Source organism: Brevibacillus massiliensis, assembly GCF_000311785.1.
In the GTDB taxonomy this organism is placed as follows: Bacteria; Bacillota; Bacilli; order Brevibacillales; family Brevibacillaceae; genus Brevibacillus_C; species Brevibacillus_C massiliensis.
This window is the reverse complement of record NZ_HE978536.1, coordinates 273142-295260: the sequence shown is the minus strand read 5'-3', so window position 1 is coordinate 295260 and position 22119 is coordinate 273142. Positions and strand designations below refer to the sequence as shown.

Sequence of the window (22119 nt, the reverse complement as noted above, 5' to 3'; positions counted from 1 at the left end):
CGGAAAAGGACTAGGAGAACAGCCTAGTCCTTTTCCGTACGAGGCGATTGACCCCACTCATCCTATTCCAGGAGGTGCTACCGATGTCATTTCAACCCCAGGTCGGAGAAGAAATCACGATCGGCGGCTTGGCCTATACATTTGGTGAACATCCGATGGCACCGCATGTTCCCTATGGGCAAGAGGGGCGGCAGGGAGTCGTATACCAGCTTATCCCCAAAATCGAAACCAGCACCGGTTGGAAAGCGCTGAAGGTCTTCCGCAGCAATTTTCGCGATCCGCAGGTGGTGTACCTGTCGGAGCGTCTGGGACAGTACGCCAAACTGCCCGGCCTGCTCGTGTGTGAGCGAGCTGTGATTACCCCGCAGGAAAACGGTCCGCTGCTGTCCCATCACCATGACCTGATATACGCCGTCGTGATGCCGTGGATCGAAGGTCCTACCTGGATGGATGTCATTCTCGAACAGCGGGATTTGGGCAGACGGGAAAGCTTGCTGCTCGCCCGTTCCCTGGCCAAAGTGTCGTCCGCCATGGAGCAGCGGGGACTGGCTCACTGCGATCTGTCCGGACCCAATATCATCCTGCCGAGACTGGTGAAAAACAGCATCGAGGACGGCTTTTCCTACGTGGAACTGGTCGATGTCGAGCAGATGCACGCACCGAACCTGGAGCGGCCGGACGTCGTGCCAGGTGGGTCGCCGGGATACGCCAGCCCCCGCATGTCCCATTCGGCCGGCCAGTGGAGCCATTACTCCGACAGGTTCGCCGGTGCAGTTCTGCTGGCGGAAATGCTGGGGTGGTGCGATCAGACCGTCCGCGAAAGCGCCTGGGGCGAAAGCTATTTCATGCCTGAGGAGATGCAGGAGCCCTGTGAACGGTTCGACATCCTGGTCGAATCCATCCGGCGGCATTGGGGCAGGGAGACAGCCGGATTGCTACGAGCGTATGGGAGAGCCAGGCGCTCAACCAGTGTCCTTCGTTTGGCGAATGGCTCTTGATGCTAATGAATGCCGACGAGACGCGCGAGGCGGTCCAGAGCAATCCGTGGAAAGCTCTTCCGGCGAAGGAGGTAGAGGCTTTGCCGCCGGCGGATTTCGGCCGCGGGGCAGATGCTGACGGGGAGGTTGACCCCGAGTCGCTTCAGCTGTACAACAGGCAGATCGAGCAGGCCAGACAGCTCGAGAACAAGGGGAATTTGGAGGCCGCACTGGACGTGTACCGCAGCGTGCAGGCCAAACTTCCCGCCAACAACAGCCTGGCCCAGGATCTTGTGATGATCACAAATGAGCTGGAAGCCCGGATCGAGGCGAGAAATTTGTTGGCACAGGAGGAATGGTACTCCGGGCCGACAGAACATCAGCAAGAGCGCACTGGATTTTTCAAGCGAAAGGTGCTGATTGCGGCAGTATCGGCAGTATTGGTGCTGGGCGGCGGGGGACTGGTCTGGTCGCAAATCGCAGCGAGTAAACAGGAGCAGGCCCGGCAGGCTCAGTTGGCCGCACAGCAAGAGGCCGAGGAAGCGGCGAGACGAAAGGCGCTCGAGGAAGAGCAGGCGAGAATGCTGGCAGAGCAAACGGCCCGGCAGCAGGCGGAAGAAGAGAAAAAACAGGCGGAGCTGGCTGCTCGGCAGCAAGCGGAGGAGGAACAGGCGAAGCAGGCAGCAGCCGAGCTCGAGGCGAAACAAAAAGCGGAGCAGGCGGCAAGGCAGAAGGCGCAGCAGGCGGCCCGGCAAAGGGCGCAGCAAACAGCCCAGCGAACAGCTCAGCAGCAGGCTCAGCTCGCAGCGAAGCAAAAGGCGGAGCAGGAAACGAAGAAACAGGCGGAGCTGGCTGCCAAACAAAAAGCGGAGCAGGAAGCGAAGAAACAGGCGGAGCTTGCCGCGAAACAAAAAGCGGAGCAGGAGGCGAAGAAGAAGGCGGAGGAAGTGAAGAAAAACGAGGACTGGTATGAGCCGAATTGGCGGGATACAGGAGACAAGTAGGGGGAGACGGATGAAAACTTTGGATGACCTTTTCCTTGAGGCCAAGCGGGATCCGGCAAAAAGGGGAGCGTTTTACCGGGCTTTTCTTCAGTCCGAGCTGATTGTACTGGGCAGGATTTCGGGGGATTTTGCAGTGGATGAAGACGGAAACCAGGTCGCGACGGATCATTCCACTATTCATCTGGACCAGTTTGAAGTGGAGGGAGAAATGGTCCTGCCCGTGTTTACCAGGGCGGATCACCTGGAAAACCTGGTCCGCGAGACTCGCGAAATCCTGTTGCTGGACGCAAAAGATTTGCTGCAGATGATTGATCCCGAAGTGAAAGTGGTGCTCAATCCGGGATCGGCATACGCAAAAGAACTGATCCCACAGGAACGGGCGGCCCTGCTTGACGGCAGCATTTTCGCAGGGTTATTGCACGGAACGTAAAAACGGTTAAGTGAAGGTGATGCAGGTGTGCGCATCCTCTTGACACCTGAGCAGCTCTATCAGGTAGCCAAAGAGTTCGAACAGGCCAATGCCAACGGGCAACAGATTATTGCCGGTTTAAATCAATCCATTCTCCGCCTCGAAGCCCAGTGGCACGGCGCGAGGCAAATGCAGTTTTACACGAATCACCAGCAGGCCCGCCTGCAAATGGAGGCGTTCCTCCAGCTTTTGCAAAGCGTTTCCATTCAGCTGTCGGAGATCGCCCAGCGCTTTCAGCAGGCGGATCAACAGACCGACCAATTGCAGCTGACGGCGGCCGCTGCGGAAAAGAAATCGGAAGATTCTATACTCGATCAGATCGGCGATGCCATCGGGGACGGGATCGGCATTGTCGGAAGCTTCCTCGGCGGCGTGGGGGGAGCGGTTGTCGATGCGGTGGAAGGGATCGTCGATGCCGTCAGCCATCCCATTGACACGATTGAAAACATCGCCGATGCCGTCTCCCATCCAATCGATACGGGAAAAGCGATCTGGGATGCGATCGCCCAATCGTGGGAAGACGATGTGGTAAACGGCAATGCCAACAGCCGTGCCCACTGGTTTGGCAATGCCGTCGGACAGATCGGTCTGGCGATAGTGGGGACCAAAGGCGTGGATAAGGCCGTCAAACTGCTGAAGGGCACAAAGGTAAAGGTTTTCAAAGTTCCGCAAGGGCTGACCAGCAAGCAGTTCAACCGGGCGTCAACCCTGATCCGCGAGCAAACCGGATCGATCAGCGATGAGGTCGTCGTGCAGGGAAGCCGGGCCAAGGGGACGGCCAGGCCGGATTCGGATATCGACTTTGCAATCAAGGTGTCTCCGGAAAAATTCGACCAGGTGATCAAGGAATGGTTCAAGACGCCCAATCCGGGTTCCGCCAAGGAGAAGACGATGCTGCATGCCATCGAGACAGGCAAGATACAGGCCGGTGAAGCCGGGCTTCGCGGTCTGCGGAAGCAGTTGGAAAAGGAACTGGGCATGGACGTGGATATCTCTATAATAAAAAAAGGAGGGCCTTTCGACAACGGTCCAACTATCCCACTCCCCAAATGAGGTGTTGATGATGTACAGTGAGATGGACTTGTATTGCAAATTGTTCGTCGAGACGCAGTTGGACAGGGCGGCCCTCGTCCGGTTCGTCGCCCAAACCGTCACAGGCACGGAGAACCGCTCAACCATCGTTTCCCCCTGGGGCGAAGTTGACGTGAGGAACAATGATGACTACAACGAGGACAGGGCGGCTGACCCGCACGACGGCTTTCTCTTTTACCGCTACTACCTCGATATCGAACCGGTAGAGGACGCTGACCCCGGGGAGTATATCCTAAGCATCGCCCAATTGCTTGAGGCCCTGTGGAAGTCGGGCGCGAAGGCGGTAGCTGCCTGTGACTTTGAGGAAGAACTACCGAGAAAAGGCGGAATGGCGGGCGAGTGATGAGAAATTATATTCTCTTTGACCTGGAGGCGACCTGTTGGGAGAAGCCGGATCAAAAACAAAGTGAAATCATCGAGATCGGTGCTGTCAAGCTGGATGCTTCCTTGCAGCAGACCGGTACATTTTCCCGGTTTGTAAGGCCGACTGTTCATCCCGCCTTGTCGGAATTCTGCACAGCGCTCACCTCCATTACCCAAAAGGAAGTGGATGCCGCCGATCCTTTTGCACAGGCAATGGAGGCGTTTGAGCAGTGGATCGTCTCCTCATCCCGGGATGTTCTGCTCATCTCCTGGGGTTTTTACGATAAGCGACAGATTCAAAGAGAATGCGCCGCCAAGCAATACAGCGGCACAATCCTGCAGCTGCTGGCCGGACATGTCAGCTTGAAGCATCAATTTGCCGAGGTGAGGCAGATTGCGCCCTGCCCCATGACCAAGGCGCTGGAGCTGCTGCAGCTGCCTCTTATAGGGGTGCATCACCGGGCGCTTGACGATGCGCAAAACATCGCCAGGATATTTCGGTCGATCTTTCCCGAGCTCACTTTGCTCACGTAACAACTGCAGCGAGGGATCTCGACCGGTAGAGACTGGCTCCGACTGGTATGAAGCGGCAGGAGGCCAGGCCCGACCACCAGACAGCCTTGATCGCGATAAAAACCGTATCCGGAAGGGTGCGGTTTTTTTGTGTCTGCCCGCCGCTGTCCGGTCTTGTCGGCGCGAGTTTTTTTATTTGGATTGGGTAAACTATCCAAAGCGCGTTTTGGGAAAAGGGGGTCATTCGGATGAGCAGGTTTTGGCAGGCCTGGAAGCGGAGAAAACAGATGCTCCGTGACCAGGCATTGCACCAGCGTTCTAAAAAGAGTATGGACAAAATACCGGATATCCCTGTCTCACCTGAATTGGAAGCGAACGTTACGACGATACAACGTTTGTTGGGCTCAAGCGATGACCTCTTGGCCAGGCATTTTGTCATCGGTCCACAGGAGACCGGCAAAAAGGCAGTGCTGGTGTATTTCGACACCTTGGTAGACAAAAAGGTGATCGACGAGTTCATTCTGGAATACCTGGGTTCGCCTTTGGATGACCGCGAAAGGCCGGCCATTCACACGTTGGAATCTGTGCGGGGAATGCAAAAACTGCTGGAATACCTGCTCGCCGGCATGACCATTTTGCTGATCGAAGGAAAAACGGAAGCGATTGTCTGCGGCACTTTTCATTATGCCAAGCGAGGCATCGAAGAACCGCAGTCAGAGGCGCTTGTTCGCGGGTCGCGGGAGGGCTTTAACGAGTCGCTCTCGGACGGCGTCTCGCTCATTCGCAAACGGCTGAAGGATCCGGCTCTGCGGGTGCGGTTGATCCAGGTCGGGGAGCGGACGAGGACGCCGGTAAACGTCCTGTTTATCGAAGATTTGGCCCCGGAAGATGTGGTAAGGGAGATTGTCAATCGGATAAAAGGAATTCAAATCGACGGCATCCTGGAGAGCGGTTACATCGAACAGATGATCCAGGACAGCACCTGGTCGCCTTTTCCGCAGATTCAAGCCACCGAACGGCCCGACAAGGTGGTGGCCCATTTGCTGGAAGGAAAAGTGGCGATCTTGACCGAGGGGACACCGTTTGCGCTGATCGCGCCAGCTATATTTACCCAGTTTTACCAAAGTGCAGAGGATTACTACGAACGATTCCTGATTAGTTCGATGATTCGCCTGATCCGCATGATGAGCCTGTTTGTTGCGCTGCTTCTGCCGTCGCTCTACATCGCCTTCAGCTCCTTTCATCCGGAGATGATCCCGTCCCGGCTGGTGATCGCGATGGCGGCGGGGCGCTCTACGGTTCCGTTTCCTTCCGTCATCGAAGCGTTCCTGATGGAGATCACGATGGAGATTTTGCGCGAGGCCAGCATCCGCCTGCCGGGACCGATCGGCCCGACGATCGGCATCGTCGGGGCGCTTGTCGTCGGGCAGGCGGCGGTGCAGGCAGGTCTGGTCAGCCCGATCATGGTGATCATCGTCGCCCTGACGACGATTGGTTCGTTTGCCACACCCAGCTACAGCGCGGCGATCTCCATTCGGATGCTGCGCTTTCCGCTGATGATACTGGCCGGGGCGTTTGGCTTGTACGGGATCATGACGTTTCTCATCATCATCTTCATCCACCTGTCTGCGCTGAAATCGTTTGGCATCCCGTACATGACGCCGATCAGTCCGGTCTATTTGAAAAGCATGCGGGACTTCATCTTTCGCGCCCCCTTTTTTTGGATGAAGGAGCGGCCGGAAATGTTCAATCCGCCGGATCCTTCCCGCCAGAACTGGGGGGAAGATAAATGAGCCGGAATCAATCATCATCGACGGATAAGACGATGTCCACCTGGCAGCTCGCTTCGCTGATCACCAGTACGCTGATCGGCGTCGGTGTCTTGACGCTGCCGCGAACATCTACGGAGCGGTTGGCTGAACAGGGGTGGATGGCCCCGCTGGCAGGCGGGGGTATCGCCCTGGCGGCTACCCTATTGATTGCCTGGTTAAGCCGGCGATATCCAGGGTTGACATTTATCCAGTACAGCGAAGTGATCTGGGGTTCGCGAAAGAGCAGATGGCTGGGCAAACTGATCAGCTTGCCGTGGGTGCTGCTCTATCTCGCCCACCTGTACATCGGCACCGCGATCACCTCCCGCTTGTTCGGCGAAGTAGTGGTGACCGCGGTTCTGCGCGAGACCCCCATCGAGGCGATCATCATTACGATGTTTTGTCTGGCGCTCTTTCTCTGCCTTCACGATGTAGAGGTGGTCTCCCGGGTAAATGAACTTCTCTTCCTGTTGATTCTCTTTCCCGTCCTGATTATCGGGCTGCTGTCCTTTCAAAAAGCAGATTGGAATCAGATTTTGCCGCTGTTTTCCGCTTCGTTTCCAGACGTATTCAAAGGGGCGGTGGAAACAGCTTTTACCTATCAGGGTTACGAGGTCATGCTGATCTTCTTTGCCTTTGCCCAGCCCGTGGCCCGGAAGTCTCAGGCCGGTTTCATCGGAATCGCGGTGGCGATTGGCGTCTACACGCTGATAACAATGTCGGGGATTGCCGTATTCGGCGTAGACGAGATGCAGAAGCTGACCTGGCCCACGCTGGAGATTGTCAAGACAACCCAGATGCCCGGACTGGTGCTCGAGCGCCTGGAGTCGGCCTTTTTAGGCGTATGGGTGGCCGCCGTCTTCACCACGATCAGCAATACCTACTATGCCTTTAATCTGGGCTTGCGGCAGTTTTTTGGCAGGGGCATGGTCTTTCAGCGAATCATGTCCCTGCTATTGATGTTCCCCTTGTTTTACCTTGCGCTGATCCCGCAAAATATCGTACAAATCTTTCGGGTCTCCCGCATGTCCGGTTATATTGGCCTTGTTGTCGGGTTGGGTTTGCCGCTGTTATACCTGGCTGTATCGCTTATGAGACGGCAGGGAAACCGTGTCAAGGAAAAAGGGAAGGTGGCGAGATGAGCAAAGCCAGATGTTGGATAGCGCTGCTTCTCGCGCTATCCCTGCTGCTCGGCGGCTGCTGGGACCGCCGGGAGTTGGAGGAGCGGACATCCGTGCTGGGTATGGGGATAGATCTTGCGAAAGGGAAACCGAACCTGTTAAAAGTCACCGTACAGATTCCCATTCCGATCAAGATCGCCGGGAGCGGCGGGCAGACTGGCGGCAAAGGCGGAGGATCGCCGGTCAGAGTGATGAGCTCTACCGGCCATACGGTGCTGGAGGCGATCAGCAACCTGCAAAAGCGGCTGAACCAGAAAATTTTCATCGGCCATGCCCGCGTGGTGGCGGTCAGCGAAGAGGTCGCGCGAAGAGGATTGCGCGAGATAACCGACGGATTTCGCCGCGACCCGGAGATGCGGCGGCTGCTCTGGCCGATCGTGGTGAAAAAAGACGCAGCCCATCTGCTTAAAGTAAAACCCAAGCTGGAGCAAATCCCGATCGTTTACATCATGGACATGATCGAGAGCGGCACAAAAACAGGCTCGATTCCCGATCAAACGCTGGGGAATTTCTACATCCAGGATTCCAGCAGAACCATGCAGCCCTATCTGAACTACATGGTGACACACAATGATGAAATCATCTGGAAAGGGGTCGCGGTCTTTCGCGAGGACAAGATGGTCGGGGTGCTGCCGGAGCTTCAGACCTGGGTGCTCAATCAGCTCAGGGACAACAAGACGGGAGGCGACATCGTGATTGCCGTTCCCGGTAAAAAAGGAGCGTATATCACCGTTCGTCCCCATTTCGTCAGAACGAAGTTAAAGCTGGAACAGGCAGGAAACCAAACGGGCAGCCTGCAGGCGCGTTACGTATGCAGGCTGCAGTGTGATCTGCTGGAGGCGACCTTTCCGCTTGATTTCAAGGACAACGGCATCATTCACAAGTACGAGCAAATCATCAGGCAGGAAATGGAAAAGCGGGCAGCAAAGCTGATCAACATGCTGCAAAAGGACTTCAAAAGCGACATTTTAAAGCTGGGGCTCGCGATCCACGGCCATCACTACCGGGACTACTGGGTGAGCCACAACTGGGTTGAAGAGTTCCCCCGCTTTCCTATCAGCGTTCAGTATGATGTACACATCCGGCGCATCGGCATGAAAATGAAGTGAGTGAACAGTTTCGCTCTTGTTGTCATGTTGACAAAAATCGGATCGGAAGTTGTACGGCCAAATGATTGCTGACTGAAGATTGGCCTCGGTTTTTCTGCCGAGGCCAGCTTTTTTGTGCGGCTTCAAGCCTCCCTTTTTGGCTGGCGTGATTGTTGCTTTTGGTTTTACCATGCGGCGCTCCAGCATTATTTAAAGATAGAGGTTGAAAAAAAGGGGGAAATGAGATGAATCTAGCCGCCTGGACATGGGGCATCACTGTCGTACTGTGTCTTTTTTTTCTATTGTTATCGCTTCGTTTTAAAGAAAAGGCTGACACCAGTTTCGCTCATTTTGCGATTGCAGGCGGTACGCTTCCATTCGCGCTGATCCTGTTTACCGACATCGCGACGATAATGGGAGTGGGCAACTTTGTGGGACACTCGGCCAAAGGCTATGATATCGGTCTGGCCAACATTCCGTTCGTGGTCGGCGAACAGGGGGCAAAGATTGTCTTTGCTTTGGTGTTTGCCGGATTTGCCGCGAAGTTCACGTATAATACGATAGCCGAATTGATGCACGATCTTCTGCTGCGCGACAAGGTGTCGCGAGCGCTGATCGGAATCCTCACAGCCAGCATCATGATCGCGTGGATCGGCGGCCAGGCGAAAGGAATGGGGGATCTGTTCGCTGTCTTTACCGGCACCGATCCTTTGGCCATGATCATCGTTTTCTCCATCGTATTTATCATCTACACCACGGTTGGCGGCATTTATTCGGTAGTGTGGACGGAGCTGATTCAGGGGGGATTGATCCTCGCTCTCGCCGTATGGTTCTACTTCCAGGTTTTTGCCAAGGTGGACTTCAGCTATGCGACGCTGGCAGCCAAACTGAAAGAGGTCGGAGCGGGCAATCTCGTCGCGTTCAATCTTTCGTTTGGAGAAGTCGCCACGCTGTTTATTACGGGATGTTTCGGCGTGCTCGCCGCCCAAGTGTACTGGCAGCGCTGCTTTGCCGCCAAAGAACCGAAGTCCGCGACCCGTGCCATGTTATACAGCGGCATTGTGGCGATCGTCTTTACCTCCCTGACCACGGTTGCGGGCATGGTTGCCAAGGTGCAAAATTCCCACCTGGAAGCGAATCAAGCCCTGCCTTGGCTGATCATGGAGCAAATGACACAGGCGGCGGCGATCATCTTCTTTACGCTCGTGTTCCTTGCCGCCATTTCCAGTGCGGCTTCCCTGCTGCACTCCGCGGCCGTCGTCATCATCAACGACTTGGTGATTCCTAATACAACCGGCAAAACGGAGGCGCAATATGCGAAGTATACGCGCTGGTGCGTACTGCTTGTAGGCGTTTTTGCTGTCGCTGCCGCCCTGTGGGCCAATTCGATCCTCGGACTCTTTTCGATGGCGTATACGATGGCTGGCGGCGGAGTGATCCCGGTGCTGATCATCGGGCTGCTGTGGAAACGGCGCAGACAGGAGCCGTTTGAGATGGGCGTGCAAAACAGCGGCGTCTCTCCGTGGGGCGCTCGCGTCGGCTTGCTGTCGGGTGCGATCGGCTCCGTCGCCTTGGGAATTCTATGGGGCGTATTGATTTCTGCGGCGTTGACGATTCTGCTCTCATTGATGCTGCCGTCCGACCGCGACAGAGATGCATTTGGGAGCCCGAGCACGCTGTAAGGTGTTCCGATAACAAGGCAGGCCGTTGCTGTCCCGCATCCTCCTGAGCCCCCCAGGCCAAACTTGCCGGGTAATATGTTGCCTCCGCGTCCAGAATAGCTGATAACCGCACGAGCTTGACATGAAACCAAATGGTTGTATATAATGCAAAGCGAAACCAATTAGTTTCCTATTATGAACGATGGAGGTACTGTAATGGGTAACAATCAGCAAAATACGCTGCCTGACATCCGGCACACGGGTGTGTTCAACGCTCCGATCAGCAAGGTATGGGATGCCGTCGCGACCTCGGAAGGACTTTCTGCCTGGTTTATGCCCAATGATATGAAAGCGGAAGTCGGTTATGAGTTTCACCTAAATGCCGGCCAATTCGGCATGTCCCCTTGCAAGGTGACGGAAGTGGATCCGCCCCATCGCCTGTCTTTCACATGGGCGAAGGACTGGACCCTCACTTTCGAATTGAAAGATCTTGGCGGGAAAACGGAAGTGACGATCATCCATTCCGGCTGGGATGCCGACAAGGTTACCGAATTCGGGGCACCACACACGATTATCCGCGGCCGAATGGACGAAGGCTGGGCCGGACTTCACAAAAAGCTGGGTGCGTACGTCGAGGCTTAAAAAATGGCTGCTGCATCGCAAAAGCATGACGTTTTTCAAGCCATCGCCGATCCCACTCGCCGCGAGCTGCTGAGATTGCTTGGCGAGCAGGAGATGCCCGTCACTGTTATCAGCGGACATTTTCCGATGAGTCGAACCGCCGTATCCAAGCATCTGCGCATCCTGGCTGAAGCCGGGCTGGTCAAGGGAAGAAAAGTCGGCCGAGAGACGAGGTATTGCCTTGAGCCGGAGCCGCTGCGCGAATTGAATCAATGGCTCGCTTACTTTGAGCGATTCTGGGAAAACAAGATGGCCGCCCTCAAATACTTCGTCGAGTCCGACGGGTCAAAGGGCGATGGCTCCGTTTCCCGCCTGGAACTGGTAAAGGGCAATGTCGATCCCGGTTCCGCCGATTTATCTGAATAAGTACCATCGAAGGCTGCCGTCAAGCGAATACGGCAGCCTTTTTTTGCAGGGCGGAAGGAGCAGGGGAATACAGCAATCTGTAAGAAACGGATATCAAGGTGAGCTTATATAATGAAATGGATCGAACGATAACCGGAACAGGAGCTATCCAGATGAAAAAGCGAGTCGTATTCATTCACAGCGCAGGCCCCCAGGGGCATCGTCAAGGAAGCAGTGCTTTGATCGCCTATTTGCAAACGTCGCTTGGCCCTGATTACGAAGTGTCGCATCCGCAAATGCCCAATCCGGAAAATCCTGAGTATGTACTGTGGAGAAAACAGCTGGAGCGAGAATTCGCCGCGTTAGACAGGGAAGTGATTCTCGTCGGACATTCTTTGGGCGGTTCTGTTCTATTGAAATACCTTTCCGAGAATTCTTTTCATCAGCCCATTGCCGGGTTTTTCGGCATCGCAGCGCCCTTTTGGGGGAAGGACGAGGAGTGGCAGAGCGGCGATTTCGTGATGGAGGAAAATTTTCACATAAAATTGCCCGCAGTCTCACGGATGTTCTTCTACCACAGCCGCAACGATCAAATCGTTCCATATACACACCTTGGGCAGTATGCAGCAAAGCTTCCGCAGGCGACTGTCCGAACGCTGGATGGAATTGAGCATTTTTTTCACGAAGGATTGCCTCAACTTGTGAGCGATATAGAGCTTGTCGGATCGCGGAATTTGTCTCAGGGCCTGTTCAGCTGTCTTTGGCCACCTTTTATCAAATAAATAGCGGATATGACCTTGCACAATAGACGTTCCTCGCTGGGGGCGGCTCATATTGATTGGGAGAAATAGACTGCGGAGTTGTCAGCTCAAGGGGCGGTCCATTTCCTTTTTTAGCTACGACAGCATAGCTTCGATCAATAGACCGAACGCACTGACATTTGATAGCTTGTTTTGGCTCAGCCAAGGTAACATATGCCCCCTGAATATGTCCCGATTTCACAGGTACAGGCACACGTAGGCACCAGCCCACATAAGGATAGGAGTAGCAGGCATCCAAATTGAGGAGGTGCAGCCGTGTCCAGTATCTTTATGGTTTTATCGCTCTTGTTTAAAGAGCTGGTTACCTTTGTCGCCTATGTGAAAAACAACGCATTTCCCCAGCCTCTGTCCGAGGCGGACGAAGAGAAGTACCTCAAATTGATGGCCGTCGGCGATCCTCAAGCGCGCAACAAGCTGATTGAGCACAATCTGCGGCTGGTTGCCCATATTGTGAAAAAGTTCGAAAACACCGGGGAAGACAGTGAGGATCTCATATCCATCGGGACGATCGGGCTGATTAAAGCGATTGAAAGTTACCAGGTTGACAAGGGAACCAAGTTGGCCACATACGCTGCCAGATGCATTGAAAACGAAATCCTCATGCACCTGCGCAGCCTGAAAAAAACACGCAAGGACGTATCCCTGCACGATCCCATCGGGACTGACAAAGAAGGGAATGAAATTACCTTGATCGACGTGCTTGGCACGGAATCGGACGAAGTGGTGGACGCAGTCCAGTTGAAACTGGAGAGCCACAAAATCTATAAGCATATTCACATTCTCGACGATCGTGAAAAGGAAGTGATCATCGGCAGGTTTGGCCTGGACAAAGACAAGGAGAAGACCCAGCGGGAGATTGCCCGGGAATTGGGGATTTCCCGTTCGTACGTGTCCCGGATCGAAAAGCGGGCCTTGATGAAGCTGTTTCACGAGTTTTACCGGACCAAACAGACCCAGGGAAGGTAATCATCAACGACTGTTGGCTGTCCTCATTCCAGCGGTCTTCTCCCGGCTTCACAAGAGACAAAGTCCGAACAGGAGCCGCTTTTCTATACAAAATGCCGACTTACCAGAAGAATAAGGCTGTCGGCATTTTGGAAAAGGAATCAGGCTAGTTTACAACAAATTCAACGGTAACCGGGGTTCCCGGATCGAGTGTGTCCCCATCTGGAATGGTGATGGCAGCAGTGGTAACAGAAGAGGTGTCAGCCGTCTGAATCATACCGTTGATGTAGAGAGTGTAGTAGGCAAATGACGCTGGGAATGCGGCAGCTGTCGCCCCGGTGTCATCGGTGAAAGCTGTGGCGGCAATTGAAAATGTAGCACCTGTCCCTGTACCTGCTCCTGTCGTCGATACAAATCTCCTGCTGGCTATAAAGGGTTTCGTAATTGGCATGTTTGCATTCACCTCCTTTTACTATCTATATAGATTCAAAAATTTTGAAATGGTACAGGCAGATCAACCACATCATTCCAATCATTTTACGGACTAATTTCAACTGAAAATTGTATCGTTTCGATAATAATAGAGGTTCCGGAATAAATTTTGTCTCCCGAGGCACTCATGATCAATGCTTCGGGAGTCAATCCGTACATTCTTCCTTCTTGCATGATTCCGTTCACGTAGAGGTTGTAATAAGAGTATTGGCCGAGACCCGTAAATTCGGAGACGGTTTCTCCCGCATCATTTGTGAATTGCTCCGCAGCCAAAACCGCAGGGGACGTCAGCTCAATATCTTCGTCCGCAATATAAAAATATCGTTGAACTGACGGCACAATGCTGATCGTGCCAACGGTTCCAGGGGGACCTATAGGACCTTGAGGTCCAGGAGGGCCCTGCGGCCCCTCCGGTCCGATTGGCCCTTGGGGAGCAGTTACATACACGTCAGGCGGGCGACAGGTTACCCGAACAATTTTTTTCTTGACGATTTTCACTTTCTTCCGGCACTTTTTTCGTTGAGGATGGTGGCGGCGGTGACTCATTGAAAAAACACCTCCCTTTATCTTCCATATATGCTATGTTATATACTTGAAGGGAGTTGGACCTTTTTACTACGAGGTAATAGACTGTCATCTATTTTTCTTACAACAGGCTTGAATCACTTCCTTTCCACCTTCCTTGTTACCGATTAAGCCGGTTATTAGCGAACGAAGCAAGCGGTGGGCGCGCCTGCCAGATTATTTTGCGACGGCGTGCTTGCTGCCCGTCCTTTCATCGCGGCTTGGATGTAGGGACGATCATCACTGCTGCTTATCATTATTATCAGAAATGTGAATTGAAGGAAATGGATCAAGGGGGTATACTGACTTTGACCTCATGAGGCAGCCCCAAACGAATTGATGATCAAAATGACAAGGAGGAGTTGTGTTATGTCTCAAACCATCCTGAACACGGCCAGAACGGTCCGCCAGATCACACTGAACCAGATCCAAGCGATCCCCGAGGAATTGTTTGACGTTCAACCGCAAGCGTTCAACAATACGATCAGATGGAATGTCGGGCACATCATTGTTTCCGTGGAATTCTTTCTCTCTCTTGGCTTCCCGTTTAGCTCCGATCTTCCTGAGTCGTACAAGGGTTTTTTCAACACGGGCACAAAACCAGCGGACTGGACGGCTGCTCCTCCGGCGAAAGCGGAGCTGGTCCAATACTTATCGAAACAGCTTGATCAATTCTCTGCGGTATCACCCGAAATGCTGGATCAACCGCTGAAGTCGCCGATTCAAATGGGAGCCTTGCGATTCGAGACGGTCGGCGAGGTCTTCAACTTTGCCTTCGTCCATGAAGCGATGCATCTTTCGACGATTTCATCTCTGATGAAAGTCATTCAATCCCAGCCGTCTTCCTGACCGGAAAGATCCATCAGCGCTGACACCGTTCACAGTAGAACGTTTTTCTTCCCGAGATGTCTGTCCGCACGATCGTGCCGCCGCACCGGTAACACGGTTCGCCTGAGCGGTCGTATACCTTGCACATCTCGTTGAAGCCGCCGGTCAACGTGTCTCCCGCGTAAAGCGGTGACTCCATATACCCGCCGCGGGCAGTCGCCTCCGTCAAAACGCGGCGCGTTGACCGGAACAACTCCGACCAATCCCCCTCAGCGAGTTCCCGGCACGTCTGTGTTGGCCTGATTCCGGCGGCAAAACAGATTTCGTCCGAATAGCAATTGCCAATCCCGGCGATTTGTTTCTGGTCGATGAGCGCCGTTTTCAGTCTGCCGCCCTTGCCCTTGAAGCGATCGATGAACATCGCTTCCGTAAAGTTTTCGGCCAGTGGTTCCGGTCCCAATCCGGCCAGAGCAGCCATCGCCTCTTGCGGGGGCAGCAGATGGAGATACCCCAATCTCAGGCCGATAAAATACAACGTCTTTTCGCCAAACGAGAGTTCCACTTGCGTCGTCCGGTCCGGCTTATCCCGGTCGGTCCCGCAGTACATCCACCCGCCCAGCATGAGATGCAGCAGCAGCACCTTTCCGCTGGCGAGCGAGAACAGCAGATACTTGGCCCGGCGGTTGATCTGCGTGAGGCGGCTTCCGACTGCTTCTTCCTGAAATTGTTCGACGGACGTATTGATCGATTTCACGCGATGAATCGCCGCAGCTGTTATCGTTCGACCGACCAGCTGCTGTGTCAGGAGCTTTCTGTAATTTTCCATTTCAGGAAGTTCAGGCATGCTTTTCTTCCCCTTTCTGTCCCTCCGACTCACCCGGCCACAGGGCCGGGCCAGCGCGCTTTTTCTTATCCTTCCCTGACATGACCGCTGTAAACGCCTCACTATTGACAGGGGGGCAAAAGAAGCAGAAAATCGCGGTGAGGAGTATCTGAATCAGATGAAGGAGCCGCAGCATGGATCTATACGAAAAACAGGTCCGGTTGGAAATACAGCGTTGGAAACGGGAGCTTTTGCAGCCGGCCGGAATACTCGAACGGACCTCTAAAAAGGTACAGAATCGGATCAATGCAGTCATCCCGGAGAAGGTGCATCAGACGATTACGGCAGCGGTGAAAGCAATCGTCAAATCCACGTTGCTCGGGATAGAGTTGGTCCCTAAGGGGCAGCCGCAGCACGGTCTCTCTTTAAAGCAGCGGGATCAGAAGGCACGGGAGTTGATCTCCCGCTACAAAAAGATCGCCGCTGCCGAAGGGGCGGGTACCGGAGCCGGAGGCATTTTAGCGGGAATGGCCGACTTTCCCGCGCTGATCGCGATTAAAATGAAGTTCTTGTTTGAATTGGCTCATCTCTACGGATTCGACACCCGCGATTACCGCGAGCGGCTGTTTCTGCTCTACGTCTTCCAGCTTGCGTTCTCCAGTCAGGAGAAGCGCCCGGAGCTGCTTGAAACGATCGTTCATTGGAGGCGGCATGCCGAGACGCTCCCCCCCTCCGAGCGCTCCTTGAACCACATCGACTGGGAGCAGTTTCAGCGCGAATACCGTGACTCCATCGACTTTCGCAAAATGCTGCAGCTGCTGCCCGGCATCGGAGCAGTCGTCGGGGCGTGGGCCAACTACGGGCTTCTTGAAGATTTGGGTAAAACAGGAATGAACTGCTTTCGCATCCGTCATATTGACTGCCTGTACCAGGGATAAAGCGACAGCCCCTCCGTCTGCGAATGGAGGGGCTGTAAGCTTTTTACCCGTGCAAGTAGTCGGCGACCTGTTTTCCTATGTTGGCGATAAAGCTGCGTCCATCAGCGTTGTCATCCAGCTCTGTCGTCAAAACCGCGACATAAGCCCGCTTTGCCGCGGAATGAGGCGGCAAGCTTGCGTATGCTTTGCTCAAGCCGGTCTATCCTCATGACATCATCGCCTTTCAAGGAAGTTCCTGATTTTCACACACATAAGTGCTTTGGTTTCGAGCATTACTATAGGTACTATCATCCAGGTTGAGAAAGAGAAGGGAGTTAAGCAAGTTGCCTACGGTAATGACTGTATTGTTGCTAATAGCCGCGGCTGTGGTCGTTGCAAGCTTCATCCTTTCCCTCATGTACATTCGAAAGCAACAGCATCACGAATCGGATCAAGAGACGAACCGGACGATTCTCAGGCATCCTGTCATGGCTAATCCTATATTTCTTAGTTACATTCTGTTTCCGGTTGTGGTTGCCATTGGCGTTGTCGTGTATTTGTACTATTTTTATTAAATGAAGGGGCGACATGCATGGACAAGAGAAGGTACTACGTATCGGTTCAAGCGGGAACGGTTATGCTTAACCAGGGGGATGCCGCTTATGAATGGGAAATCGACGCCACCCCGGAAGAAGTCGACAAATTGATGGATCTGTTTGGGGCGAAGTGGGACAGCGACCATATCGCTTTTTGGCGAAACCACGTTCCCGGTTTGCCATACCACTTCGATTCCGCCAACGATCAGTATGATCAATACTTACGGGAGATCTACAACATGATCTACGAATTGGGCACACCGGAAACGAGGCAGACGATGGAAGCCAACCCCAGCCTCTTGCATTCCTATCGGCCGGAAAACGAGTAAGCCCTGCATTGGAATCACACGCGTACAAGCGCCGACAAGCAGCCTGCCGTCGGCTTTTTTGCTTTAAACCGACTCCATGTGTCCTTACCTATAGAACGAATTACCCCAGGTGGCAACGGTGTCACTGGCAAAAAAACAAATCGGAATGATTATGGTTTGTATTGACAACAGCCCATGGAGTAAGGTAGGCTATTATTGTTCTTAAATCATAATCATTCCGTTTTGTGAGAATGTACGGAAAATATGCATGGTTTTATACAGAGAGGGGAAGAGATATGAATCCATTCTGGAAGAAAACAGTCGCTGTCTTGGCTGCCGCCGGTTTTGCCTTGGCTGGCTGCGGTGCGGCAGACCAACCTGCCGCATCGGAGCAAACGCCAAAGCCGGGAGACAAACTGAAGGTCGTTGCCACGTTTTATCCTATGTATGAGTTTGCCCAAAAAGTCGCAGGAGATTACGCTGACGTAACCGCACTCGTGCCGCCTGGCGTCGAACCGCACGATTGGGAGCCCACGCCGAAAGACATCCAGACGATTGCCGACGCAGATGTCTTTATCTACAATGGCGGCGGCCTTGAGGGCTGGGTAGAGGATGCGCTCAACAGCACCAAAAACGAGAAGCTGAAGGTAGTGGAGACGACGCACGGGATCAGCTTGATGGAGGGAAGCGCGGAAGAAGAGGATGAAGCCCATGGCGACGGCCACGAACACGGTCACGAGCATGGCCTCGATCCCCATGTCTGGCTTGACCCCGTCCTGGCGCAACAACAGGTTCAGCAGATCGAAGCGGCCCTTGTCGAGGCCGATCCCGATCATCGGGAAGCGTACGAGAAAAACGCCGCCGCCTACATCAAAGAACTGGAAGAGCTGGATCAAGCGTTTCAAAAGATGGTCTCTTCTGCGAAGCGTAAAGAATTTGTCGTCCAGCACGCCGCCTTTGGCTACCTGGCCCGGCAGTACGGCTTGACCCAGGTTCCCATCTCCGGCTTGTCCCCGGAGGAAGATCCATCTCCGGCCCAATTGATCGAGATCGTCAAATTTGCCAAGGAACATAACGTAAACACGATCTTTTTCGAAACACTCGTCTCTCCCAAGGTGGCAGAAACCGTCGCCAAGGAGATTGGCGCCAAAACGGCCGTCTTAAATCCGCTCGAAGGGCTGACTGACGAAGAGAGGGCGCAAAACCTCGACTACATTGGCGTGATGCAGAAAAATTTGCAAGCATTGCAAGCGGCGTTAAACGAGTAAAAATAGCAGCCTGTTTCCGAAGAAACCGTCAGGACTTTCATCCTGACGGTTTTCTACATATCGAAAGAAAAGATATTACAAATTTTTTACAATCTTATAACCTGGTTTATCCCAAGCCCAACAGAGGAATTGGCTTATCGTCACATCAATTAATAAACTGGGAGAATTGGTTATGCCAGGGAAAATACTTGCGTTCAGAACAAAAGTTACGCTCGTGATCTCTTGTTTTGCCATCTTGCTGGCGGCAGTGCGATCGGGCTGGATTTCGGGAACGCCGGAGATTTTACCGAACTGCTGAAAAAACGGATCGACGGGGACCAATTTTACGCCGACGGAATGGAGGTTTCGGTGAATACCGGGGCGATTAAAAAGTTTGCCTACATGCCGACAGCCGATCATCGCTACCTGTTTGAAGTAGGTGTCAACCTGCAGGATAACTCCCTATTCCAAAATTTCAATTTTTTGGATGTATCGCAATCGATCATCAACAGATACAGCGTGGTGAAAGATATTACAGTCTACTCCCACGACGGCTATGCCCTTGGCAAGCAAGGGGAAGACGGCAAGGCATTGCGGGTGGGAAATCAACAGCTGCCCGTTTTGCAGGAAGCGTATGAGACGCAGCGGGTGGCAGAGCAGGAGCTTGCGGAAGGCGGAGAACACGTCACGTACCGCTTTGTACCGTACAAGGCGGATGAGAGTTCCCAAGACCTCAGCCGTTCGCGCGTGATCGAGATCGTCTACGACAACAACGAATTGGATCGGCTTTTGTCCCGCAACGATCAAGCATTTTGGTTGAAGCTGTTGATCGCTGCCGCTGCTGCCCTCGCGGTATCCTTCTTCATCGGCCGAATGCTGACCAGACCGATCGCGCAAATGGGCCGGCTGATCGACACCGCCGAACAGTACAATGGCGATGCCGCCTACTTCAATACACTTCTGACGGAATTCAGCGCGTCATTTGAACAGTTGTACGCGTCCATCAGCAGCACGGCTTCCGCCACTGAACAATTGACCGATTCCATCGGCAAGAGCACCCGGCAGGTGGAGGTTATTTCGGCCCAGTCGAGAGCCATTGTCGAAAAACAATCAGGAAATTGCCTCCGTCTCCAGCCAAAACGTAAGCTCGGCCGAGACGTTGCGGGAGATCGTCAACAAGTTTCACCTGTAGCCCCGTTGTTGAAGGCAAAAAACAAGCATGGCCCGCGCCGGGGCCATGCTTGTTTTCTTTCGCTTGGGCCATCGCCTGCGCAAAGTCCGGCGGCAGCCAGGTATTTAATTCGGCTGGCTCTCTTCGAGCACGATCGGCAAACCGTTCTGAGAGCTTCCGTCTTTTGCGCTTTTTTCAGACAAGAAAAGGATGAGCGTCGTATTGGGTTCTGCTTTCTGGGCGGTGACGGTAAATTCAAAGTCGCCCCACTCAGGCGCCCCCTTGGAGGCTGTGGCAGAACCGGATGCGAGTATGTTATGGCCATCCTCTACAGAATAGTTGACAACGCCTTCGGATACTTTGGCCTGCCCTTTCACCCGGTAGGTGTGATCCTGTACTTTTTCTACCGTTACTCCTTTGAAAACTTCATTTTCGTAGGTTTTGGCTGAACCTGGTTGGGCTGGCTGTTCTTGCGGATTGAGATTGTTCCCCGGTTCTTGGGCGACCGGCGGATTTGTCGGTTCGGTAGCGTCCGTAGGGGTTTGGCTTTGGCCTGTGCATCCTTGCAGCAAAAGCATGCCCGCTGCCAAAGATGCGATGAGCAAACGTTTCAATCATAGCCCTCCTATCGTACCTCCCTGCCGACAATGGCTGCAGGGATTCTTTAACCTTCAGTGTACAGCAAAACAAGCTTTTATGAAACCGCCCTTTGCCATAAATTTGCAGAAGCGGGCAGGGAGAAGCTGTCAGGATGCCGGGTTTTCGGGTTGATTTTGGTTCGGCTGCGCGACGACGTTTTCTCTGCTTCCGGCGGGGCGGTACATTTTTTTGATATAGTAGACACCGGTCAACAGGGCGAGCCAGAGCGGTCCGACGATCAGCGCAATCCGCGTGTCTGGGAAGTAAGCCATAATGATGACTACAAGTGCCAGGAAAGCGAGCGTCGCATACACGCTGTACGGATACCACGGCAATTTGTAGCTGAGCCGCTTGGCCTCGTCTGCGGACAAGCTCTTGCGGTAGCGAAGCTGGGTCACAAGAATGACAGCCCACGTCCAAATAGCGCCAAATGTGGAAATGCTGGTAATCCAGACAAAGACTTTTTCCGGCACCAGGTAGTTCAGCACCACACCGAACAGCAGGACAACTGCGGAGGCGAGGATTGCTTTACCCGGGACGCCTGATTTGGTCAGTTTGCTGTATCCCTTCGGCGCTTCGCCTTGCTCCGCCAGGTTGAACAGCATCCGGCCTGTGCTGAAAATCCCGCTGTTGCAGGAGGAGAGCGCCGCTGTCAGCACGACGAAGTTGATGATTCCCGCTGCCGCCGGTATGCCCATTCTCTCGAAGGTAAGCACAAAGGGGCTGCCGTTCGCGCCGATTTCGGTCCACGGGTAGATGGACATGATGACAAACAGGGCTCCGACGTAAAAGATTAGGATTCGCCAGAAGACGGTGTCGATCGCACGGGTCAGGTTTTTTTGCGGGTTTTTCACCTCACCGGCCGTCACGCCGATCATCTCGACACCGAGGTAGGCAAACATGACCATCTGCAGCGACATAAGAACGCCGCTGATGCCGCCTGCGAAGAAGCCCCCATTGGTCCACAGATTGTGGATGCCTGTGGCAATTCCGCCGTTTCCCCAGCCAAAGAGAATGATCCCGATGCCCATGGCGATCATCAGGACGATGGTGACAATCTTGATCATCGCAAACCAGAACTCCAGCTCACCGTACAGTCTGACCGTGATCAGGTTGACCGCGCTCATGATGGCCAAGGCAGCCAGAGCCCAAATCCAACGCGGAATCCCGGGGAACCAGAACTCCATGTAAATGCCGACTGCGGTGATTTCCGCCATACAGGTGCAGATCCATAAAAACCAGTAGTTCCAACCCGTCAAGTATCCGGCAAGCGGTCCGAGGTAGCGACGTGCATAGCGGCTGAACGACCCGGCAACGGGATTTTGCACGGCGACTTCGCCGAGGGCGCGCATGATGATAAAAATAGCCAAACCGCCGATGGCATATGCCAACAGGATCGCAGGCCCGGCCATCTTGATCGCGGTGGCGGAACCGAGAAACAAGCCGACGCCGATACAAGCGCCCAGCGACATCAGCGTGATATGGCGCTTCTCCAGGCTGCGGTTCAATTCGGTAGAGCTTTGCTCGTTTCGCATGAAAATCCCTCCGTGAGTGGGAATCAAATTGGTTATTCAATTAAATAG

At 53.8% G+C, this 22119-nt stretch carries 26 protein-coding genes; 18 read left to right on the top strand and 8 right to left on the bottom strand.

From position 1 onward, the window contains the following. The first annotated feature begins 83 nt into the window (after positions 1-83). The 14 genes from HGBM_RS26645 to sigK all read left to right on the top strand — a co-directional run bounded on the left by HGBM_RS26645 (position 84) and on the right by sigK (position 12972). Complete coding sequence (locus tag HGBM_RS26645) at positions 84-998, top strand: serine/threonine-protein kinase (RefSeq protein WP_035286447.1); 915 nt, start codon at positions 84-86, stop codon at positions 996-998. Beyond that, complete coding sequence (locus HGBM_RS28780; protein WP_147512810.1) at positions 995-1981, top strand: cell envelope integrity TolA family protein; 987 nt, start codon at positions 995-997, stop codon at positions 1979-1981. The genes HGBM_RS26645 and HGBM_RS28780 overlap by 4 nt, the downstream gene beginning before the upstream one ends. A 10-nt stretch (positions 1982-1991) precedes the next feature. Then, on the top strand, positions 1992-2411 hold the full coding sequence (locus tag HGBM_RS05310; RefSeq protein WP_019120053.1) for an SseB family protein: 420 nt from the start codon (positions 1992-1994) through the stop codon (positions 2409-2411). Between the two features lie 27 nt (positions 2412-2438). Continuing rightward, entirely contained in the window at positions 2439-3503 is a 1065-nt protein-coding gene (locus tag HGBM_RS05305; RefSeq protein WP_019120052.1) for a WXG100 family type VII secretion target, read from the top strand. 10 nt (positions 3504-3513) lie between these two features. Next, positions 3514-3885, top strand: a complete 372-nt coding sequence (locus HGBM_RS05300; protein ID WP_019120051.1) for a hypothetical protein — start codon at positions 3514-3516, stop codon at positions 3883-3885. Further along, positions 3885-4439 carry a 3'-5' exonuclease gene (locus tag HGBM_RS05295; protein WP_019120050.1) on the top strand — a complete coding sequence of 185 codons (555 nt, stop codon included), beginning with the start codon at positions 3885-3887 and terminating at the stop codon, positions 4437-4439. The genes HGBM_RS05300 and HGBM_RS05295 overlap by 1 nt, the downstream gene beginning before the upstream one ends. A gap of 227 nt (positions 4440-4666) precedes the next feature. Then, entirely contained in the window at positions 4667-6211 is a 1545-nt protein-coding gene (locus HGBM_RS05290; protein WP_019120049.1) for a spore germination protein, read from the top strand. Continuing rightward, the gene (locus tag HGBM_RS05285; protein WP_019120048.1) at positions 6208-7371 is read left to right on the top strand and encodes a GerAB/ArcD/ProY family transporter; all 1164 of its coding nucleotides are present in this window, start codon (positions 6208-6210) and stop codon (positions 7369-7371) included. The genes HGBM_RS05290 and HGBM_RS05285 overlap by 4 nt, the downstream gene beginning before the upstream one ends. Then, a complete protein-coding gene (locus HGBM_RS05280; protein WP_019120047.1) occupies positions 7368-8519 on the top strand; it encodes a Ger(x)C family spore germination protein in 1152 nt (383 codons plus the stop codon). The genes HGBM_RS05285 and HGBM_RS05280 overlap by 4 nt, the downstream gene beginning before the upstream one ends. A 224-nt stretch (positions 8520-8743) precedes the next feature. Next, a complete protein-coding gene (locus HGBM_RS05275) occupies positions 8744-10180 on the top strand; it encodes a sodium:solute symporter family protein (RefSeq protein ID WP_019120046.1) in 1437 nt (478 codons plus the stop codon). Between the two features lie 195 nt (positions 10181-10375). Then, positions 10376-10801: an SRPBCC family protein gene (locus HGBM_RS05270; protein ID WP_019120045.1), complete on the top strand. Its 426-nt coding sequence runs from the start codon at positions 10376-10378 to the stop codon at positions 10799-10801. Between the two features lie 3 nt (positions 10802-10804). Then, positions 10805-11206, top strand: coding sequence for an ArsR/SmtB family transcription factor (locus HGBM_RS26635; protein WP_019120044.1), 402 nt, complete (start codon positions 10805-10807; stop codon positions 11204-11206). 152 nt (positions 11207-11358) lie between these two features. Beyond that, complete coding sequence (locus HGBM_RS05260; RefSeq protein WP_019120043.1) at positions 11359-11967, top strand: alpha/beta fold hydrolase; 609 nt, start codon at positions 11359-11361, stop codon at positions 11965-11967. Between the two features lie 309 nt (positions 11968-12276). After that, a complete protein-coding gene (gene sigK, locus HGBM_RS05255) occupies positions 12277-12972 on the top strand; it encodes an RNA polymerase sporulation sigma factor SigK (protein ID WP_390620954.1) in 696 nt (231 codons plus the stop codon). 145 nt (positions 12973-13117) lie between these two features. On the opposite strand, the gene HGBM_RS05250 is transcribed toward sigK, so the two are convergent. After that, on the bottom strand, positions 13118-13402 hold the full coding sequence (locus HGBM_RS05250; protein ID WP_019120041.1) for a DUF4183 domain-containing protein: 285 nt from the start codon (positions 13400-13402) through the stop codon (positions 13118-13120). 86 nt (positions 13403-13488) lie between these two features. Then, positions 13489-13989, bottom strand: coding sequence for a DUF4183 domain-containing protein (locus HGBM_RS26630; RefSeq protein WP_051029601.1), 501 nt, complete (start codon positions 13987-13989; stop codon positions 13489-13491). Between the two features lie 387 nt (positions 13990-14376). On the opposite strand from HGBM_RS26630, the gene HGBM_RS05240 reads away from it, so the two are divergent. Beyond that, a complete protein-coding gene (locus tag HGBM_RS05240; protein ID WP_019120040.1) occupies positions 14377-14856 on the top strand; it encodes a DinB family protein in 480 nt (159 codons plus the stop codon). Between the two features lie 13 nt (positions 14857-14869). Here HGBM_RS05240 and mutM read toward each other — a convergent pair whose 3' ends face one another. Next, positions 14870-15679 carry a bifunctional DNA-formamidopyrimidine glycosylase/DNA-(apurinic or apyrimidinic site) lyase gene (mutM, locus tag HGBM_RS05235; RefSeq protein ID WP_019120039.1) on the bottom strand — a complete coding sequence of 270 codons (810 nt, stop codon included), beginning with the start codon at positions 15677-15679 and terminating at the stop codon, positions 14870-14872. A gap of 173 nt (positions 15680-15852) precedes the next feature. Between mutM and HGBM_RS05225 the strand changes: the two genes are divergently transcribed. After that, entirely contained in the window at positions 15853-16596 is a 744-nt protein-coding gene (locus tag HGBM_RS05225) for an EcsC family protein (RefSeq protein ID WP_019120037.1), read from the top strand. 43 nt (positions 16597-16639) lie between these two features. Here the strand turns inward: HGBM_RS05225 and HGBM_RS30225 are convergent, their stop codons facing one another. Continuing rightward, positions 16640-16789: a hypothetical protein gene (locus tag HGBM_RS30225; RefSeq protein ID WP_019120036.1), complete on the bottom strand. Its 150-nt coding sequence runs from the start codon at positions 16787-16789 to the stop codon at positions 16640-16642. 378 nt (positions 16790-17167) lie between these two features. Between HGBM_RS30225 and HGBM_RS05210 the strand changes: the two genes are divergently transcribed. Beyond that, a complete protein-coding gene (locus HGBM_RS05210; protein ID WP_019120034.1) occupies positions 17168-17500 on the top strand; it encodes a hypothetical protein in 333 nt (110 codons plus the stop codon). 275 nt (positions 17501-17775) lie between these two features. Then, the gene (locus tag HGBM_RS05205) at positions 17776-18747 is read left to right on the top strand and encodes a metal ABC transporter substrate-binding protein (RefSeq protein ID WP_019120033.1); all 972 of its coding nucleotides are present in this window, start codon (positions 17776-17778) and stop codon (positions 18745-18747) included. Between the two features lie 75 nt (positions 18748-18822). On the opposite strand, the gene HGBM_RS29360 is transcribed toward HGBM_RS05205, so the two are convergent. From HGBM_RS29360 to HGBM_RS05195, 4 genes are all read right to left on the bottom strand, one after another. Continuing rightward, positions 18823-19146, bottom strand: a complete 324-nt coding sequence (locus tag HGBM_RS29360) for a hypothetical protein (protein WP_081590087.1) — start codon at positions 19144-19146, stop codon at positions 18823-18825. Positions 19147-19188: 42 nt separating this feature from the next. Continuing rightward, a complete protein-coding gene (locus HGBM_RS29355) occupies positions 19189-19623 on the bottom strand; it encodes a hypothetical protein (RefSeq protein WP_081590086.1) in 435 nt (144 codons plus the stop codon). Positions 19624-20022: 399 nt separating this feature from the next. Continuing rightward, complete coding sequence (locus tag HGBM_RS29350; protein WP_245552893.1) at positions 20023-20475, bottom strand: Gmad2 immunoglobulin-like domain-containing protein; 453 nt, start codon at positions 20473-20475, stop codon at positions 20023-20025. 168 nt (positions 20476-20643) lie between these two features. Continuing rightward, positions 20644-22071 (bottom strand): amino acid permease, encoded by a 1428-nt coding sequence (locus HGBM_RS05195; protein WP_019120031.1) that lies wholly within the window; start codon positions 22069-22071, stop codon positions 20644-20646. Positions 22072-22119: the final 48 nt, after the last annotated feature.